Consider the following 15,692-nt stretch of genomic DNA (forward strand, 5'->3'; position numbering starts at 1 on the left):
GGGCCAAGCAGATAACCCGGCGTTGTTTTAAGAGCCTGTTTGGTTTTTGGTTTGTAGGCGAGAGCGAGCGCCGCTGAGGCGAAAATTGGACCACGATGGAGGTTCGTAGCCGGGGCTACGGGCCGACATCGGGGGCAATTTGCACCAGGGGCATGACCTTCGGCCCCAGTCCAGCGCCGCCGCTCGGAGCCCAAATTAAGAAATCAAACAGGTTCTAAGTACGCACGTGTCGTCTGGGATGTGCCCGCATGGGTGCACGCGCGGATGTGCGGATCGGTCTCAGTCCCAGCAGGGTAGCCCCGGCTCGTTCCGAGCCGCACTTGTTTATGTCGTTGCTATGACGGTTACGATAGCCACGACAACGCCCTGAATCGGAACATCTTTGCAATCAGTATTTCGGGCACGTGTCGGATGCGCATGTTGTAGCGTTCTACCGCATCGTTGTAGCCCGTACCCATGAAGGCAATGTCGTTCTCTACGCTTTCGAGACGGTCGATGAGGTTTTGAATCAGTGTATCGGCCTTCAGCGCAGGCGTGTCTTCAACCAGCGCCAGCAGTTTTGTACGTGCGGTCGTGCCCGAATGTACCTCGTTATTCTGTTCACCCTCTGCGTCGTGCCATCCTCGCAGCTCGGCCAGCACTTCTTGAATCGACCGCTCGTGACCGACGTACTGCTGCACCGTCGACGCCAGATTGCCGATCAAGTCGTACCGCTTTTGGAGGGCTACCTCAATGTTTGCTGCGTTGCGGGCGGCTCGTTGCTTCAAGAAAATGAAATCGTTGTAGTAGATGGCCCCCATAACCACAAAGAGATATGAAATCGAGAGTCCAGCAATCGTGAGGTACATCGACGGTCCCACTGGGAGCAGCATGCTGGTGCCCCAGATGCCTGCCACTGTGGTCGCCCAGATCCCGACATTGAGGAGTCCGGCTCCCCACAAAGCAAAGCGCTGCTTCAGCACATCGGCCGGCACAGTGCTCACGACAAACGGGGCTGCATTGTCGGTCGCATCGGAACCGATGATGAGGGCATCATGCGTGTCGGGGGTGACCTGCGCCGTACCCATCACGTACACAGTCTCGCCCGGCGTTACAATCGTCTCGACATGCGTTTCTTTTCCTATGGACTTTTGCGTCTGCTGCGTGCCATAGATCTCGGCCTCTTTCGGCGCAACCCGAATCCGTCCGCTCTCATCACAACACCAAAAGTCGACGCCTTCTTGTGTATGCGTGGCATTTGAATTGCTTGAGCTGCTGCCTGATGCGTTCCCGTCTGAGTGGTGCACGACGTGGGTGTAGCACGCGCACGGAGTTCTCGTTACAGGAGAAATCAGCGGCCGCTCCGGGTCAGCAAGCTCAACGGTCCCCTCCAGTTCGGTGAGTCCGTACGTCACACCATCGGTCGGCGAGGGCGGAACGTTTTCGATGATGCGACGCCGGCGCGTCCACCGAAATCCCCAGTAGGTGCCTGCGTACATGCCCAGCCCGCCAAGTACCAACGCCAGCATTGCAGTTACGGTATTGGGGCGCGTAGGCGTCATAGCGGTGAGTGAAGAAACGCGTTCTGCTTCGTCAGGAGGCAGTTCAATAGCGGAGAACGCAGAAAGCCCCATCGACTGGGCCACGGCTCGGTCAAAGAGTTGCGTTTGCGCGGCGTTTGCATTTGCAACGGCCTGGGCCATGCGGATGCGTACGCCGCGGATGCGCTGCCGCTCTGCCTCCGAGAGTACGGTGAACGGGGGCTCGTCGAGCCGCTGTGCACTTTGCGCATCTGCCGCGATGTCATGGCGTTGCAGAATCTGCTGTATGGCCTGTTCTCCCTCTTGCATCACATGCGTAGCAGCGCGGTGGGCCTGTTCGATGTCGCTGCGCAGCATGAACAGGCCTTGCATCCCCATAACGCCGATGACGACAGCGGTAGCCCCTACAAGATAGAACGTGGTGCCATGCACGAGAAGACGTTGAAGGGAAAAGAACGCGAAGGTAAGCAGGCAACCTATCCCAAAGGCCATCAGAAAGCGGCTCTGCCCCGCTTTATTACCCCGAAAGCCCTCTGCCGAGGTCTCATGCGAGGAGATGCGAGCGTAGTAGTCCCCCTGCTCTTGAAACCCAACCACGTACTCTGGTCCACTTGATGTGGCGTATCCCATGAGGTGGACGGTATCGCCTGGGTCCAGTCGGTACTCGGTGTAGCGCCTGTCACCTTCCACCCGGCGGTGCTTTATCGAAGCATCGATGCGCGCCCCGGCTGAGATGACGCGTACCTGCCCGGTTGCATCCTCGACGACAAACTCCTCGACCCGGTTGTTTGTGGACTCGACCTGCTTCCAAGAGTCGTCGTCGCGCTCTTGTATCACATAGCGGTAGTAAATCGTTTCGGAGCCGGTGGCAGGAGCGTTCAGTAGCTCACTGCCTGACCGAATCGTTCCGGTGATGGCCACTTCACCTGAGATCATAGAGGCAATCTCTACCTGTGGCGTCCGCTCGACCTGACGCATGCGCTGAATGTCGTTGAGACTCGTGCCGCTGGCCCCGCATCCCGTCATGAGCAGCGCCAGCAACGCTCCGTATCCAAAAATGCGTCCAAACACGCCGTTCAGCCACTTCGTCGTGTAGCCTGTCAACGAAACCAGTACATAGGCGATGGGCACAACGGTCATGCCCATCGCAATCAGTACGCCAAAAAGAAAAAGACCAACGAAGAGAAGAGCTTCCATCTGTTGCGCCAGGATTCACGAGCAGGGACACCTATAGCGATCGCGTATAACGACCGCGTACCCCGTCTGTTGAACGGGCGTACGCAAGGTATGCGTATCGCCCATGTAAATGCGGACATTCCGACATGGTGGCCCAACCACGTAGAGACATAGCGTGCCGTGTCCCTGCACATATGGATATGAGGACCAGGGCCCACACGAACGATACTCGGGAGCGGTTCAATGTTACATGATTGCCTGTGGTTTACATCATCGCAACCTGCCCCCCCTCCGTCTGCCGAGCTTCGCCGAAGGCGTGATCCTGTGGACATCTGCCCTTGGACAAGGGGAGAACCCCGACACAAGCCCGTAGGGCGACTGATGGAGCGAAGCCGAATAAGGGAGAGGAGGTTCGAAAAAGAAAGAGCTACGGCATTCAATCGCTTTATCATTTAGCGTCTATACCCTACCCAATACTCTTTTCTTTTACAGATGCGTGGCCCGCTGCTCTTCAGGCTGTGACTCCGGGTAGTCGACGGTGTAGTGCAGTCCGCGGCTCTCGCGACGCATGCGGGCGCTGCGCACGATGAGGTAGCACGTGGTAATCATGTTGCGCAGCTCGCAGAGGCGGGTTGAGACATGCGCCTCCTGGTAGAACGCTTCGGTTTCTTCGTAGAGCAGGTGGATGCGGCGCGCGGCGCGTTTCAGGCGGACGTCCGAACGCACGATGCCGACGTAGTTTGACATCACGCGCTTCAGTTCATCGCGGTTATGCGTCATCAGGATCTCTTCGCCGGGGGCCTCTGTGCCACTATGGTCCCAGTCGGGGATCGGCTGCGGGGCGTAGGCGTCGTCGAGGTGGTCTTTGGCCACCTGCATGGCGCGGTGCCCGAACACGAGCCCCTCTACGAGCGAGTTGCTTGCGAGGCGGTTGGCGCCGTGGAGTCCGGTGCAGGCCACCTCGCCAATTGCGTAGAGCTGATCGATTGAGGTGCGCCCGTGCGCATCCGTCTGCACGCCCCCACACATATAGTGCGCAGCGGGCACGACCGGAATGGGTTCTTCGGTGATGTCGATACCGTACTGCAGGCACGTCTCCGCAATCATGGGAAAGTGCCCACGGACCTCTTCGGCGGGCTTGTGCGAAATGTCGAGCCAGACGTGGTCGTTGCCATGGCGCTTCATCTGGTCGTCGATCGCGCGGGCCACGATGTCGCGAGGGGCCAGTTCGGCCCGCTCGTCGTAGTCGGGCATGAAGCGCTCGCCCGCGGTGTTGTAGAGGCGTCCGCCCTCGCCGCGCACCGCTTCCGAGATGAGAAAAGAGTCAGCATCAGGATGGTAGAGCGAGGTCGGGTGAAACTGCACGAACTCCATGTTGGATACGCGCGCTTTCGCCCGGTAGGCCATCGCCACACCATCTCCTGTGGCCACAGGCGGATTCGTGGTGTGCTGGTAGACCTGTCCGCATCCGCCTGCCGCCAAAATTGTGGCTTGTGCCTGCACGGTGTGCACGGTGCCGGTGGTGCGGTCGAGCACGTAGGCGCCAAAGCAGTGCACATCCGGACGCATGCGGTTGACGTGCTGCCCGAGATGATGCTCGGTGAGCAGGTCGACGGCGGTGTGCTGCGGGTGCAGATCGATCGACGGATGCGCCTGTACCTGCTCCATGAGCGCCCGCTGCACCTCGGCACCGGTAGCGTCGTCGGCATGCACGATGCGATTGGCCGAGTGGCCGCCTTCGCGTCCCAGGTGGAGCGCGTCGGAGCTGCCGGTGCGGGTAAAGTGCGCCCCCCACTCGATGAGTTCGCGGAGCCGCTTTGGTCCTTCGTTTACGACAATCGAGACGACCTCCGGATCGCAGAGCCCGGCTCCCGCGTCCAGCGTGTCTTCAAGATGCTGATCGGGACTGTCTGACTCGTCGATGACCGCAGCAATTCCACCCTGTGCGTACGAGGTGTTGGTTTCGCCGAGGTCGTCTTTCGTAATGACGGTGACCCGACCGTACGCTGCGGCTTTCACCGCAAACGTGAGCCCGGCTACGCCGCTTCCAATAACGAGGAAGTCGGTTTGTGGTGCGATTGTGCTACTCATAAGACAATATTTGTATCAGGATGCGCTGTGCTCCCGCTTCAGTTACGGGCTGCGAAGTTAGCCTCAGTAGGCCCGCCCAAGAACAAGTACATAATAAGGATACCCATGCCGGTTTTCGGACCAGGCTGCGCCGAGACGGTTATGCTCGGTCGTCATGAGGATGCGACAGTGAGCATCGCTACGGAGCAGGCGTTGGAGTGCCCGCTCTGGCGTCGTGGTGCCCAGTGCTATCGTCTCACCGAGACGGCCAAAGTAGTTTCCGTACCGATGAACCCGATCGCGGAGCTGCGATCCATCTGAACCGACATGCCCACGGATAATGTGGAAGGCGATATCTTCACCGTGGTCTAAGGCCGCATATCCCAGCGCGTCGTCCCACAGCAGCGGCTGAACCGGCGGGTACGTCTCATCGCCGCACTGCTGGGACTGCTGGCGCGCTGCGTTCAGCAGGGGGACTATTTCCGGGACCAGGGCGCTGTCGATGCCCTCCGGACGCGTGCGGGTACGCTCGATATCTGTCGATGCAGAGCCCGCAGAAGCCTCGCTGGCGCGTTCTTCATTTTCATTAGATCCCGAATCTGCCGTCCCTCGCTGCTGAGAGGGCGTTTGAGGCGGCGTCATGTACGCCGTGGTGCACGACGTTACCCCGAAAAGCATACCCACAAACAGGCATACAATTACACTGCCACGAAGCGAGAAGGCCATGAACAGTCCTACTTTTGATTGAGTGGAGAATCCTTAAGAGCCTGTTTGGGTTTTGGTTTGTAGGCGAGAGCGAGCGCCGCTGAAGCGAAAATTGGACCACGATGGCGGTTCGTAGCCGGGGCTACGGGCCGACATCGGGGGCAATTTGCAGTCCAGCGCCGCTCGGAGCCCAAATTAAGAAATCAAAACAGGCTCTAAAAGCCGTTTGACAAGCCATGATAAGAATGTTTTGAGCGTCGCTTCCTCAGTCGCCCTATGGGCTGCCCTATGGGCTCGTGCTGGATTTCTCTTCCACTCTTCCACAGAACATCCACAGAACCACGCCTATGGCGAAGCTCGGTAGACAGCGAACATCGTTTCAAACAGGGCTCTGACCCATAGCCTCCACTCTGGACTTCAGTTCCAGAGCGAAGGTGATTTTAGATGGAAAGGGCCCCCATATCCGACCTACGACTCCACCGGCTTGATGCCTTTCTTACCGTGCGTCAGGTACGCCTGGATGAGCGGATCGATCTCGCCCTCCAGAATAGCCTCCACATTCGAGAGCTTCGTCTCGGTGCGGTGGTCGTTCACCATCGTGTACGGATGCAACACATACGAACGAATCTGGCTGCCCCACTCGATGCTTTTCTTGGACGACTCGACCTCTTCGCGGGCCTGCTCCTGCAGCTCTTGCTCGGCCTGGTAGACGCGGCTTTTCAGCATCTTCTCGGCGCGCTCGCGGTTCTGCAACTGACTTCGCTCCTCGGTACACTCGGCCACAACCTCAATTTCGTCGCCGTTCGAGAGCGTCCCGTTCCAGATGAGACGCACGCCGGTAGATACTTTGTTCACGTGCTGCCCTCCTTTCCCGCCGGAGCGGAAGGTCTGGAGCTCGGTCGAACCGGTGCTCAGGTCTACCTCAATGGTGTCATCCACCTCTGGATACACAAACACGCTCGCAAACGAGGTATGACGGCGGCTGTTGGAGTCGAATGGGGAGATCCGTACCAGGCGGTGGACGCCGCGCTCGGACTTCAGGTAGCCGTACGCGTTGTCTCCGGCGATGCGGAGCGTTGCGCTCTTGATGCCGGCTGCCTCAGCAGGCTGGTAGCCCAGCATCTCGGTGGTGTAGCCTTCTTTTTCGGCCCAGCGGCTGTACATACGTAAAAGCATGCTCGCCCAATCCTGGCTCTCGGTGCCCCCAGCGCCTGGATTGATCGTCATGATTGCGTCGCGGTGGTCGTCGGGACCGTCGAGCAGGCTCTTCATTTCAAGCTTGTCGAGCTTTCGCTGCAGCGTCTTCGCTTCGGCATCGATCTCGTCACTCAGATCTTCGTCTTCTTCCGATGCCAGCAGCTGAAGCGTTTCGAGCGTTTCGACATGCTCCTGAAGCTCTTCCCACGCATCGAGCCATTCCTGCTCACGCGCAATTTGCTTTTCGACGGTGCGGGCACGCTCCGGGTCATCCCAGAACGACGGGTCGAGGCGCTCCTGGTTTAGCTCGGCGATGCGGGCTTCGCGTTCAGCCGGGTCAAAGATAGCCCCCGAGCGCGTCGGTGCGCTCATAGAGGGTGACCAGGTCTTGCTCGTTGTACTGACTCATGGCTGTATCAAAAAATTACTTGCAATAACGGCAATTTGTGCAGCGGTTGTGTCGTAATGCTGCAAAAGGTCGGATGAGTATCATGGGGCAGTCGTTCCCGCCTCGCCCTCCTTCCATCTAATCTATCTCTGATCCGTTTTATTCTGGTTTTATTCTGGGGATGCGCAGGCAAGGACACATGCTTGTACCTGGTTCTCATACCCGTCCGTGTGCACTGCTACGCTGCGCGGTCAGTCAAACAGCGGCCAGTGGATGCCAAACCGAAAGCGCTGATTCGGAAGCGGATAGGTAGGCACCACATACGTGCCAGGGGATATGTCGGTACCACCGAGAGCGTTCTCGAAACTAAATAGCAGCTTAGCGCCCCGCAGGTCGATTTCGGCATGCACGTTCATCACACCGTCCGGCATTAACCGGATGGGTGTGTCGGGCGTCGCTGGCTCGGTTAGCTGTGGCAGCGTAAGCAGTCCGGTCGGCGCGTGGAACCAGCGTCTCCCGAAGTCCGACCAGCCGTATGCTTCTGCGTACAGATCGATGTCGAGATCCTGAAAGAGCACAAACCGCGCTCCGATGCGCCCCCGGCCGTATGCGTCGGGGAGGCTTTCAGCGTACTGCAGATGAAACGTAGAGGCGGTAGCGTTGAGCATCTCCAGTGCGGTCGCCTGCGCCACGGCGTAGAGGCCCCGCTCGGCCGCGTAGCGCCAGCGCAGCCGCCCCGACACGCCCGCCACGTCGATAGCGCCCGGGGCCTGCCGTGCGGTGGCTTCACTGGGCTCGCCCCCCCGCTCCAGCTCAACGGCATCCTGAATGCGGTGCCCGAAAGCCGTCACTTGTCCGTGGAGCGGGCCGCGCGCATAGCTCAGTCCGAGCCGGGCGCGGTGGGTGCGCGTGAGCACCGGCGCGTCGAGCGGCGTGACGAAGGCGCCGGACCCATACGTCTCAAGGCGCGAGCTGGGGCGGGCCGAGGTCGCCATGTGCGCCTCGGCCTCCAACTCTCCGAAAGGGCGGCGCGCGGTAACCTGTGCGGTAGGATACACGGCGTGGTCGGTATGCTGATGCATCTGTGCCGTCGCGGTTATATCGGTCGGGCTGAGCGGAGCTGTATATCGCAGTCCCACCTGTGTGGACTGCACGACGGGGTTGCCGGTGGCGAGCGTGTCGCGAGGGGCGGTGTTGCGCTCGGTATAGGCAAAGAGCGCACCCTGATGCCGCTGCCAGCGCAGCGGCTGACGCACCGTGGTCGTCCACACCTGCGAGCGGATGCGCGTGGTTTCAGTGGCAGGGGTATAGTCGAAGGTATTGGACGTCCACCCGCCGGTGACCTGCAGCGCGGGCTGGGCGGTCGTCCAGGCGAGGCGGGCGCGCAGCACCAGGTCGTTGCGAATGGTCTGGCGCTGGGCGGCATCGCGAACATTCGCCTGATTCGGAAAGAACAGGCTGGCCCGCACGCCGGGCACTGCCGGCTCTACGCCGCCGTGCGTATCCTTGCGGTGCCGCACCGAATAGTTCGTAAGGTCGACCGCGAACCGGTTCTGCTGATACCGGACCCGAAGCAGCACCTGGCGCTCCAGGTCGAGTTCGGTGCTTAGATACGTGTCGGCGGTCGAGCGTCCGCCATACCCGAACGTGGCAGCGAAGCGCGCCGGACGGCCAAACCACGTGACAGGGCGCCCCTGCGTATGGGCCGCTTCGATGGACTGCAGGTCGCCCCCGCCCCGCCGGTAGCGCAGTTCGGTGAGCGGCCGATCGGGTGTGAAGGTACGCCACTGCTGCGACAGCGGCACCGCTCCGGCGCTTCCATCGGGCGCATCGTCGCTCGGGCGCGTCAGGAAGAGGGTCGGCATCAGGTCGTAGCGCGGCTGCTGCGTAACCGGGTCGGCATAGCGGCGGTCGTCGATCCAGTAATCAACGTGGTGCGGAGGCAGTCCGTAGCGCGCCCAGCCGTGCGGACTGCCTTCAGGGCCGAGGTGATAGAGGAAGCTGCCGGGTGCTTCGGCCAGGTTTTCGGCGATGCGAGGATGAGCGCGGCGGTAGAGCACCGTGTCAGTCAGCGTACGCTCTGGAGCAGCCGGCAGAAAGGGAAGTGGGCGCAAAGACACCTCGGCGTCGTCGGCGTTGGCACGGGGCGGCTGGGGCGTATCGGTATCGAGCGTATCGGCGTCGGGGAAGACTTCCTCCGGGACGCGCACGTCGAGCGTGTCAGCGTCGAGCGTGTCGGGATGCACCTGATGCGTATACCAGGCCCACGGTTCGGTAGCATTGCTGGAGCGGGCAGTGCGGTGCACCTGCACCTGCTGCGCATCGAAGGGGGACTGCCCCTGCAGGGCCGTTGGATGCGCGGCGAGGGGGCGTGATGGTGCGCATCCCTCTACCCCAACCCACAGGCAGCACAGCGCAAGCGCAATATACCCGATGCGTAGATGCAGCATCACTCGTCGGGGAAGAGTCCGTAGAGGCGGCTCTCGATCTGGCTCACGACCTGGCGGCGGTCGGCATCGTTGTTGACGAAGTCGACCTCGTCGACATTGACGATCATCTTCGGGCCGCGGTCATAGTTTTCGATCCAGTTGCTGTAGTGCTTCTGCAAGCGTTCGAGATAGTCGATGCGGATGGTCGACTCGAAGTTGCGGCCGCGCATCTGGATGTGGTCGACGAGCGTGGGCACCGAGGCTTTGAGATAGACCAGCAGCGTGGGCGGCTGCAGGTAGGAGGTCATGATGCTGAAAAGCTCCGTGTAGTTTTTATAGTCGCGCTCGCTCATCAGATTCATTTCGTAGAGGTTGCGCGCAAAGATCTCGGCATCCTCATAGATAGATCGGTCTTGCACGACCGACTGCTCGGATTCTTCGATACGCCGCTGGTGATGGAACCGGCTGGAGAGGAAGAAGACTTGCAGATTAAACGACCACCTACGCATATCGTCGTAGAAGTCGTCAAGATACGGGTTGTCGTCGACGTTTTCGTAGAAGGCTTCCCACCCAAAATAGGAACTCAGGATATCGGTGAGCGAGCTTTTGCCGGCGCCGATGTTGCCAGAGATGGTGACAAATTTTTTGCGATCGTCGTCTTGGGGAGCGTCGAACAGGTCGGGCATGAGAGCGGGGATGGACGCGCGGTTTACGGTAGTTTTGTCGGGATGGATATGTAATGTAGGCGGCACCAGAGACGAAGGGAAGCGCACCGCGTCCGTTTTGCGCAAAGATCAAGGGGCCAGATCGGATGCGCTACGGGGGCGTAGAATGCCGGGATATCCGCTTATCCAATATTTAGCGGTTCAATGGTAGGTGATTGTCACGTAGGCTACTTCATCACAGTCTGTTGCCCCCTCTGTCTTCGAGCTTCGCCGCAGGCGTGATCCTCTGGACATCTCCCCCTTCGAAAAGGGGGAGAAAGTGGACAGGAGGGTTTGAGGTCCCTTCTGTGCCAATCTATCCCAAGAAATACTTGCACTGCGGTATTTGCCTGTGCCGCCTGCTCCCTACAACCGTTCTAAAATCCAGGACGTGGTAGAGTTTTACTCACTGCGTTGACCCATCCCGGACCTGGTTCGGGATCGCGATGCGCTCGTGTTTCGACTTCGCCGCGCTGCAGTCAGGGTGGCAATCACCCTTGCTGCAGTAGTACTGCTGAATCGCAATCATTTTTTTGCAATAACGGATTTAGAGGAGGCCGGAGCACTGGTTTGGGACCAGCACGCCCCCTACTCAGCTGTAACCGTGTACCGGCGCACATGCGGGTAGGGGTCGGTGCGCGTCGTATACAGCGCGCCATCGGGCCCAACCATAGCCGGCTGCCCGATGCCGGGCGTGCGCGTGCCACTCCACTGCAAACGTCCCTTTAAGCGGTAGTCCTCGTCGTACACATCGAGAAACGCGTGGTGCTCAACCGCGCCGAGTTCGTCTGCTCGCTCCTGGACCCACTCGTTGGGGTCGTCGATCCCTTCAGATCGAAAGGTCGAAACAAGACGCATGCCGTCGGAAAAATAGAGCGGAGCCCCCAATGCACTAAACTGATAGAAGCGAGTCCCCTGCTCGATCTGTCCCATCCCCATACCGACCATGCCCGCAGCGTCGGGCTGGGTTATCTGCTGGATACGCTCCCCTGTGGTGACGTCGTAGGTGTCGATCTGGTATCCGCTCCGGCGAGCTACGTACAGCACATCGTTTTTGTATCCAGCCCGCATGATGGGGCCGTATGCCAGCGGAAAGTTCATGCGCACGTCAACAGGAAACGTGTGCATCACCTCGAAGGTCTCGGTGCTGATGATCTGCGCAAGCCCTTCGAACTGCTCGTCAACACCTACAATGGCAGCTGTTGCCTCGGTGCCTTTGACCAGACTGCCCAGTCGCACCTGCATGTTGTCGGGGGTGTGGCTTCGCTCGTACGTGCCATCGGCGCTCCACACGTCGAGGCGTCCGGACATCTGCAAGACCAGGAGCTCATCGCTTGGGCCCAGCACCAGCCCTGACGGAAACTGAAACTCGCCGGGCCCCTGCCCCTCGCGGCCTGCCGCCCACCGAAAGGCTCCTTCAGCATCGAAAGCCACTATCCGACTGTCGTTGCGGTCGAGAACGTATACGTTTCCGTCATCGTCGACCGCGATATCAGCAACCTCGGACAGCAGCGCTTCAGCGGGGGCATCCTCGGCCCCAAAGGAGCCCGTTTGCTCGAACCGAAGCGGCGCTTCGGAAGGGTGGTGCCAAACCGGCGCATTGGTGTTCGAGATAACCGTACGGCCGTCGTCGTCTTCGACCGTGTGGGTGGCTCCGGGGGCCTCGCTGCCTCCGCATCCAGCAAACAGTGCAGCCAGCATTGAAACGACAAAAACGGAACAGATCTGTGCTGCGAATCGAAGCATCATTCTTTCCTTCTTCTGATTTGCACTTACAACTTGCACCGGAAAGAGACGGGCACTACGGACTCGTCCGGAGCACGAAGGGGATCGTCATTCGCACGGGCACCGGCTCGCCGTCTTCCGTGCCGGGCTCCCACGCCAGGCTGGTTATTGTCTCGACCACCGCCCGATCAATCGCAAAGACGCCCGACGACTGCACAACCTCTTGCACCGCAACGGATCCATCTGCCTCAATCAGGAGACGCACCCGTACGGTACGCTCCTCGGCCCGATCCATGTCGTCTCGTGGAAACGCAAACGCATCGTAAAACGCCTGCCTGCCTCCCACCAAACGCGGACTGACACGCACGGGCTCGTCCGATTCCTCGGTTTCGGAGGAGAGCGCTGCTCCATCGGAGGAATCCGGCTGCGAGCTTGCGCAGCCTCCCATTAGAAGCCCAGCTGCACAGAGGAGAAAAACGGAAATAAATACGCGTAAACGAGTCATAGAAACGGCTGAAAAGAAGAATTGGGGGCTATTGCATGCTGTCGTAATATGTGTTTTGTACACCGCACGCCTATGAACGCCTATAATCTACACAACATCTTTGATCTATACAAGTCTGGCCTGCCAGACCTGCACGGAGGGGCCGCGCCGAGCCATCACGCCGAGAACGCTCCGATGTCGATCACGCGGTCGCGGCCCTCGGCTTCGGTAGCGTGGTTGGTGGCCACGACAAGCAGCCCACCCCGCGACAGATGCTCCTGCTGCACCGCCTCGATCATCGCGCGCCCGGGCGCGTCCAAGTTGGTCGAGGGCTCGTCGAGCAGAAGCACCGGCGGACGATGAAGCAACGCGGCCGCCACCTTCACGCGCTGGCGCATCCCCGACGAGTACGTGCCCACCGCGTCGTCGGCCCGATTGGCGAGCCCAACCTGCGCCAGCACCTCTTCGATGCGTGCCTCGGCATCCGGCAGCCGGCGTGCCCGTGCCAGAAACGCCAGATTCTCCGCCGCACTCAGGGCATCGTACACGCCCAGATACGGTGCCACCAGCCCCATCTGCTGCGGACGCTCTGCCCGCTCCACCGGCGTGCCGTCAAGCTGCAACGTGACCTCTCCGACCGTCGGCGTAAGCAGCCCCAGCAAGATCCGCAGCAGCGTCGACTTTCCCGACCCGTTCGCCCCCGTAATCGCTACCGAGGCCCCCTCTCGAAGCGTAAATGCCATATCCCGAAACAGCACCAACCGCCCAAATTGCTGCCCGAGGCCGTCGGCGGTAAGTTCAATACGGGGGGTATCCATAGAATGGTTTAGGGGGAATGCGAAGTGATTGGCTCCAAACGAATGTCTGTCGCGGCAGGCTGGGGGCATCGTTGCCTACCGGAGGCATGCTACCGGAGGCGAAGCGTCTCTTCCACACGCACAGCGGTCGCTATTTCGGTGCGAGTCACCGCAGCCCGCGCCATCCTCGGGGTAGTGAACGCCCACGCGCCGGGCCCAGTGGCAGGCAGCACGAGCAGTCCGGCCCGTGCGCCCTCGCCGCGCGGATGGGTGTAGCGCTGCTGCATCGCATGCAGGAGGCGCTCGGCGGCAGACTGCGGCGCTTCGCCGCGTGCTACCGCGTCTACAGCGCGCACGCACAGGCTGTGTCCGGCGATGGCTTCGCCCCAGCCGGTGGCACAGGCAGCGGCATCGGACGTGGCGTAGTAGCCAGCCCCGGGTATCGGCGAGTCGCCCACGCGTCCGGGCCACTTGAAGGGCGTGCCGCCTGTAGATGTGCCTGCAGCCAGCCGGCCCTCGGCGTCGCGCACCACCGCGCCCACCGTATCGCCCGGCCCTTCGGGCGGAAGAAACGAATCGCTCGGGTCGACGGCCGCGGCGGCGCGGTGCTCTTTGTAGCGGGCGCGCTCGCGGGCGCAGATGAGCGTCTCATTATCGATGAGCGCGTGTCCCACGCGTTCAGCGAACGCCTCGGCGCCTTGCCCGGCAAGCAGCGTAGCCTGTCCGCCGCCCTCGGTGAGCAGGTCGTGCGCTACGCGAATGGGGTGACGGATGCGCGTTACAGCCATCGCGCCGCCGTAGCGTCCGGTTACGCCGTCCATGAGCCCGGCGTCCAGTTCAGCCTCGCCGGCCCGGTTGAGCATCGCGCCGCAGCCTGCATCGAAGGCGCCGTCGGCCTCAAGCGCCGCCACGATAGCGGCGACTGCAGCACAGGCATGTGTAGACGCGTTCAGCGCACGTGTGGCCACCGTTCCTGCCGCCTGCAAGCCGGTATGGTGATCGGAGAGCGCCCGGTCGGGTATAGCCCATGCCCCGCCGTGCAACAGCGCCATCGGCCCCGCTTCCCCTATCACCCCGGAATGCCCAGGAAAGTCCATGCTCATGAGGAGGTCAGTGGCGACTTAGCAGGAGCAGCGGCGAAGTAGCCCTGCTCCAGCGCGGGAAGCAAGCGGTCGACCATACGCAGATAGGGCTGGCGCAGCTCAGGAGACACCGGGTAGGCCGGCGGCAGGTCCAGGTCGAGCGCGTCGACAGGCGTACCATGCTTCCAGACGCGGTAGCACAGATGCGGCCCCGTAGCCAGTCCGGTCTGTCCTACATAGCCGATCGTCTGCCCCTGCTCCACCTCCACGCCGCGGCGGATGCCTTCTGCGAAGCGGCTCATGTGCAGGTAGCCGGTGGTATACGTTGCGTTGTGGCGGATGCGAACGTAGTTGCCGTTTCCGCCGCTACGTGCGGCAAACTCTACCACGCCATCGCCAACGGCGCGGATTGGCGTGCCCGTGGGCGCAGCGTAGTCGGTGCCGTGATGGGGGCGGTTTACGCCAAGCACGGGATGGTAGCGATTGTTCGAGAAGCGCGAGCTGATGCGTGTATAGTCGAGCGGGGCGCGCAGAAACTCGCGGCGCAGGCTGTTTCCGGCTTCGTCGAAATACTCGATGCGCGCATCGGCCTCTTCCTGAAAGCGGAAGGCGTAGTAGGGCGTGCCGCGATGGACGAGGCGGGCTGCCACGACGTCGCCCGGACGGATGGATTCGCCTTCGATGGAGCGCGACTCATAGATGATGTCGAACCGGTCGCCCTTTCGAATCTGAAAGAAGTCGATCTGCCAGGCGTACACGTCGGCCAGCTTGATAACGAGCTCAGGGTGCGCACCGCTATTTACGAGGGTCTGGTAAAGCGATCCGTCGATGGTGCCCGACACGTGCTCCCACGCCGTATCGATTTCGCGCTGCACCACGCGCGATTCGCCGGGGGTGTCCAGGTCGTACACCACGTAGCGCGTAGCGCTGGCTTCGTAAACAACGTAGCGGGCGGTTTCGGTGGACGGGTCTTTGTAGACGTGCAGGGTCCTTCCGGTACGCAGGCGTCGCACGTTATAGATATCTTCGACCGCACCGGCTACGTTCACCACCTGCTGGTACGACACGCCGTGGGCAAGCAGCAGGTCGGCGAAGGTCTGGTTGCGGCGGATGACCCGCTCGGAGACCTCCCACCCCCGTTCGGGCAGGCCGTGTACGTTCGCCGACGAGGCGGCAGTTTCGGACGGGGCATCTTCAAAGCCGGCGGTCTGTACCGTTGGAGCGGCGTCGTCGGGCGGGCGCTCGTCTTCGAAGGGCGATAGGATTAGAACGACGAGAGCAAAGGAGCAGACGCCTCCGACAAGGGCGGCACTCCACCGGGCTATACGCGACTTGGACATATGTGGGTGATGCGTTTGGTTACGACGAAAGGTAGTAGGGAGGCAGGGTGTTGCAGGGTGTTGTGCAGGGTGCTG

At 61.1% G+C, this 15,692-nt stretch carries 11 protein-coding genes; all 11 read right to left on the bottom strand.

Annotated features, from left to right (window positions below):
• Positions 1-344: 344 nt before the first annotated feature.
• Positions 345-2,717: a LemA family protein gene (locus ACZ48V_RS10355; RefSeq protein ID WP_464538856.1), complete on the bottom strand. Its 2,373-nt coding sequence runs from the start codon at positions 2,715-2,717 to the stop codon at positions 345-347.
• A 465-nt stretch (positions 2,718-3,182) separates the two neighbouring features.
• The gene (gene nadB, locus ACZ48V_RS10360; RefSeq protein WP_464538858.1) at positions 3,183-4,787 is read right to left on the bottom strand and encodes an L-aspartate oxidase; all 1,605 of its coding nucleotides are present in this window, start codon (positions 4,785-4,787) and stop codon (positions 3,183-3,185) included.
• Positions 4,788-4,850: 63 nt separating this feature from the next.
• Positions 4,851-5,492, bottom strand: coding sequence for a CAP domain-containing protein (locus ACZ48V_RS10365; RefSeq protein ID WP_464538860.1), 642 nt, complete (start codon positions 5,490-5,492; stop codon positions 4,851-4,853).
• 447 nt (positions 5,493-5,939) lie between these two features.
• Positions 5,940-7,077, bottom strand: a protein-coding gene (prfB, locus tag ACZ48V_RS10370) for a peptide chain release factor 2 (RefSeq protein ID WP_464538862.1) whose coding sequence is annotated in 2 segments (ribosomal slippage) — positions 5,940-7,007 and positions 7,009-7,077 — 1,137 coding nt in all. Because the reading frame shifts where the segments join, the coding sequence is not laid out codon by codon here.
• Between the two features lie 230 nt (positions 7,078-7,307).
• Positions 7,308-9,506 (bottom strand): hypothetical protein, encoded by a 2,199-nt coding sequence (locus ACZ48V_RS10375; protein ID WP_464538864.1) that lies wholly within the window; start codon positions 9,504-9,506, stop codon positions 7,308-7,310.
• Positions 9,506-10,171 carry a deoxynucleoside kinase gene (locus ACZ48V_RS10380; RefSeq protein WP_464543121.1) on the bottom strand — a complete coding sequence of 222 codons (666 nt, stop codon included), beginning with the start codon at positions 10,169-10,171 and terminating at the stop codon, positions 9,506-9,508. The genes ACZ48V_RS10375 and ACZ48V_RS10380 overlap by 1 nt, the downstream gene beginning before the upstream one ends.
• 606 nt (positions 10,172-10,777) lie before the next feature.
• Positions 10,778-11,890, bottom strand: coding sequence for a 6-bladed beta-propeller (locus tag ACZ48V_RS10385; protein ID WP_464538865.1), 1,113 nt, complete (start codon positions 11,888-11,890; stop codon positions 10,778-10,780).
• A gap of 100 nt (positions 11,891-11,990) precedes the next feature.
• Positions 11,991-12,419 carry an energy transducer TonB gene (locus ACZ48V_RS10390; protein WP_464538866.1) on the bottom strand — a complete coding sequence of 143 codons (429 nt, stop codon included), beginning with the start codon at positions 12,417-12,419 and terminating at the stop codon, positions 11,991-11,993.
• 155 nt (positions 12,420-12,574) lie between these two features.
• Positions 12,575-13,216 (bottom strand): heme ABC exporter ATP-binding protein CcmA, encoded by a 642-nt coding sequence (ccmA, locus tag ACZ48V_RS10395; RefSeq protein WP_464538867.1) that lies wholly within the window; start codon positions 13,214-13,216, stop codon positions 12,575-12,577.
• An 89-nt stretch (positions 13,217-13,305) separates the two neighbouring features.
• Positions 13,306-14,292, bottom strand: a complete 987-nt coding sequence (locus tag ACZ48V_RS10400) for an isoaspartyl peptidase/L-asparaginase (protein WP_464538869.1) — start codon at positions 14,290-14,292, stop codon at positions 13,306-13,308.
• Between the two features lie 2 nt (positions 14,293-14,294).
• Positions 14,295-15,617 carry a peptidoglycan DD-metalloendopeptidase family protein gene (locus tag ACZ48V_RS10405; protein ID WP_464538871.1) on the bottom strand — a complete coding sequence of 441 codons (1,323 nt, stop codon included), beginning with the start codon at positions 15,615-15,617 and terminating at the stop codon, positions 14,295-14,297.
• Positions 15,618-15,692 lie beyond the last annotated feature (75 nt).

This window comes from Longimonas haloalkaliphila (assembly GCF_055379825.1).